The organism is Flavobacterium glycogeni (genome assembly GCF_048286775.1).
Lineage (GTDB): Bacteria > Bacteroidota > Bacteroidia > Flavobacteriales > Flavobacteriaceae > Flavobacterium.
Window position 1 is genome coordinate 1 of the sequence record NZ_JBLVPV010000052.1, and the last position, 3,730, is coordinate 3,730.

Below are 3,730 nucleotides of genomic sequence, written 5' to 3' on the forward strand. Positions count from 1 at the left end.
ATAACAAAGTTCAGAACAATAGAAGAATTAAAAACTGAAATTAAACAGTATATTAACTATTACAATAACGAAAGAATCAAATCAAATTTAAACAAAATGAGCCCGATAAAATATCGAACTCACTATTGTCAAAATTAATTATAAATTTGTCTAAACTTTTGGGTGCAGTCTACTTAAGCCATTTTAAGGGAGGTTTGTTTTTAAGTTGCTGGATTTGTAGACTGGAATAAGAATATATAAAAAAGATGCTTTGCATTTTTTTCTGTTTTATAGCGGTAAGTGATGCTTATCAATTCGGGATTAAAGCTTATCACAAACGGAGTTTTTGGTTTCATGCTAAAAAAGTAATTTCTACCAGATAGTTTTAAAACTAATTTTAACTAAAAAGCATCCGCCTAAAACGAGGGCACTGAAAAAGTCCTTAAGGAATTAAATTTCATTATAAAGAGTAGAAAAATAAGATTTTCTACTCTTTTTTTTTATCCTGAAAATGAATTACTTAAGCAAAACTTGAATTTTCCTTAATTGCCTTAAAATGTCTAATTACTAAAAAGAGATACTTTTTCAGTGGCCTCCCTAAAACGGATGCTTTTTTATGCTTTTATCAATCAGCTATTTTATCCAGTTTCAAATATCCAATATGTAATTCATCTTCTTTTAATGGAGTCTCAGATTTTATGATTTTTAAGGAATAGTGTTCTTTAAACTGGTTGTTCAACATATCAATGTGAATTTTTCCTTTGGCTTCGAGCCAAAAAGTATTCATGTGTGGAGTCAATTCTTTCAAGGAATTACCAATTTCAAAAAAAATATCATGCTGCTCTGTAAGCCTGTCTTCTGGCGTACAGCCTAACATTATCATCTATAATTTAAGTTCTTTTTCCATTTTTAAAAAGGACATTGTTTTTTAAAATAAACTTTGGCACAATTCATGAATAGAGTTTTAAAGTATAAATTATTAAAGCTATAACGAATGAAAAAAATTACCTTATTTTTAGTTTTCATCGGGATGATGACACTACAAAGTTGTGAAGTAACTGAAGTATATGATGATGTGGATAATGGTCCTAGAACAGAAGTGTTTGAAGTTACAACTTCATTCAATTCAAGTAATAGTTATAGTCGTTTGGTAGTATTTGATCCACCACTTTATTCCTCTGATTCCGTTTTAGTATATCATTTGTATGATACTGTAAATGGGCAAGATGTTTGGAAGTTAATGCCTCAAACGTATTATTTTAACGATGGTGGAGAGTTGAATTTTAATTTTGATTATACTAGATTTGATGTAAAAATCTTTCTTTCGGCTAATTTTAGTCTTACTACTTTAGAACCAAGTTGGACGCAAAATCAAACTTTTAGAATTGTAATTATACCAGATGGTTTTGCCAAAACAGTTGACAAAAAAAATATTGACTCCGTAATGTCAGCATTAAGCGTTAACAAGAGTGAGGTTAAGAAAATTGATTTGTAAAGGATACTTTTATGTATAAAAAGACATGCGGATAACGCATGTCTTTTTTATTTAAGTCAAGTTTTGAAACGTTTTTTACAGTAAATATAAAGTGATTTTTGAAGGTAATTTTTTATATACAAAAGGTTAAAGTGCTTGTTGTTAGGTTTTTAACTTTAATTTTTTCGTACCTTGTATTGTAAATGAATTTCAATGTATAAAATTTTTAGTTATGAAAAAGTTAATTTTATCCTTTGTGTTTTTAGCTGCCGCGCTGTTTAGTGTGCCTCTGTTTTCTCAAATAGAAAGTAGACCGGTAGCTTTGGGTATGCCGGGTGATAACCTTAATCTTTATGCAGTATTAGATATTTTTCAAAAATCAAAAACTTTAGAAGAATTTGAAAGAGCAATTAATGATAAAGATACCAGTATTAATAATCTTGATTTGAATAATGATGGCTATGTGGATTATATTCAGGTAGCTAGTTATAGGGATGGGGATTCGTATTCAATAGTCCTCCGCGTGGCGGTAAATAGGATTGAATATCAGGATGTAGCAGTTGTAGAAGTCAATAAAAATAGATATGGAAAGGTTCTTATTCAAATTATAGGTGATGAAGAATTGTATGGTGAAGATTATATTTTGGAACCTTCATCAGGAGATAATTATACTCCAAATCCGGGTTATTTAGGTTATGAAAGAACGTACACGGGTAATTATTGGAACGGTGTTTTGTATGTTAATAATTGGCCAATAATAATCAATTTATTTTCTCCGTCATTTGTAATTTACGTATCTCCATGGCGTTGGGGATATTATCCCTCTTATTGGCGGGCGTGGACTCCCATTTATTATTATAATTATTGGGATTACCATCGTCATTATTATGGAAACGATTTTTATCGCAGAGTGGGATATGTAAGATATCCGCTTGCGCATTCGTATTATTATTCCAGAAGGAATAGCTCTCCAGTAGTAAGGAGAAACCGGATAAATAATGCTTATAGAGAGACGTATCAAGGAAGGGATTTTAGAAGACCGGAAGGAACGGTTCTTCCAAGAACTCGAGAACAAATGAGAGGAGACCGTTCCGTAAATCCTCGAACTTCCCGTTCAGTTCAGCCTGTGAGACCAACAAGACGTCAAAATGTAGAAGAAAACCGCCAGCGAAATCCTTCGTCAGTGCGTCCGGTTCAGCCTACGGCACCAACAAGACGTCAACCGTTACCAAGAACGCGTCAAGATAATCCTTCAACAACGCGTCCGGCTAGATCTATTGCGCCAGCGAATCCTCAACGAAACGAAGGAACTCGTTCTGCTCCGTCAAGAAGACCTATGGAAAAAACGCCGCCGGCAAGAACGAATAACCCTTCTCGTGGCAAGGATAGAAATTAATTCAAGATTTGAATTAAATAAAAAAGGCTGTGTTTTTTTAATGACACAGCCTTTTTTTATAATCGTATTCCGGGAGGAAGCAGTTCTTTGTAAATTGGATTTTTTTTGAAAAACACAACTATTTTGGGAAGAATAGGAACAACTTTTAGTTTTCGTTCAATGGCAATCTCCATAATGTTTTTTAGAAAATTAGAAATGAACTCTTCATTTTCAAATGATTCGGGAACATTTATTTTTGTTAAAAATATTTTTTTCTCCTGAAATGAATATTCGACAGAGACTAATCCTTCGTCTACCATAGTTTCAAATTGTCTTGAAAAAGTATTGTCTTTGATTTCCATAATGATTCCTGCTTCCATAATAATTAACTTTGATTCATTGGTATTTCTGCCAATAGTATTTTTGATTTGGTACTAAGGCTCTGTTAAAAAATAACTGATACATTTTGTCTCGTTTTTTAGCTCTTTTTCTGCAAGGTTTTTTTGGTAAACCCAAAGTGCATTTTTATCATTTTTGTCATTTGGCGAAACAATATTTACAAAGGTATTGATTTGATTTTCAATATCAAACGATTTCCGGTTGTATCTGGTTATTGCGTTTTCTTTGTCAGTGAATACCTATGGTCACGATGTTTTTGCTTCTTCTTTTTTCTGTAAAAGTAGCATTGTTTAAAATGTGTAATATGCCAAATTCTAAACGGGTCTAATTGCAATAATTTTCGAATAAAATGATTGGATCATCCAAAATTCAGGTTAAACGCATTAAAGTTTAAACCACATAGATTCTGTGTTGATTTCCAAATAAATCTATATTTTTTTTATAATTTTGTTTTTAAGTCAGTCATAGAACTAGACTCTATAGCGTGTTTAAGCCGTTTGTGT

At 31.9% G+C, this 3,730-nt stretch carries 5 protein-coding genes; 3 read left to right on the plus strand and 2 right to left on the minus strand.

The genetic code is table 11. From position 1 onward, the window contains the following. Window positions 1–138, plus strand: coding sequence for an IS3 family transposase (locus ACNQGX_RS18155; protein ID WP_417978703.1), 138 nt, complete (start codon window positions 1–3; stop codon window positions 136–138). Window positions 139–604: 466 nt separating this feature from the next. Here the strand turns inward: ACNQGX_RS18155 and ACNQGX_RS18160 are convergent, their stop codons facing one another. Next, window positions 605–856: a DUF1543 domain-containing protein gene (locus ACNQGX_RS18160; protein ID WP_417978698.1), complete on the minus strand. Its 252-nt coding sequence runs from the start codon at window positions 854–856 to the stop codon at window positions 605–607. 117 nt (window positions 857–973) lie between these two features. On the opposite strand from ACNQGX_RS18160, the gene ACNQGX_RS18165 reads away from it, so the two are divergent. Both ACNQGX_RS18165 and ACNQGX_RS18170 read left to right on the plus strand, forming a co-directional pair. Then, window positions 974–1,474, plus strand: a complete 501-nt coding sequence (locus ACNQGX_RS18165; protein WP_417978700.1) for a hypothetical protein — start codon at window positions 974–976, stop codon at window positions 1,472–1,474. Window positions 1,475–1,685: 211 nt separating this feature from the next. Then, on the plus strand, window positions 1,686–2,849 hold the full coding sequence (locus ACNQGX_RS18170) for a hypothetical protein (RefSeq protein ID WP_417978702.1): 1,164 nt from the start codon (window positions 1,686–1,688) through the stop codon (window positions 2,847–2,849). A 56-nt stretch (window positions 2,850–2,905) separates the two neighbouring features. Here the strand turns inward: ACNQGX_RS18170 and ACNQGX_RS18175 are convergent, their stop codons facing one another. Beyond that, window positions 2,906–3,190, minus strand: coding sequence for a GNAT family N-acetyltransferase (locus ACNQGX_RS18175; RefSeq protein WP_417978705.1), 285 nt, complete (start codon window positions 3,188–3,190; stop codon window positions 2,906–2,908). Window positions 3,191–3,730 lie beyond the last annotated feature (540 nt).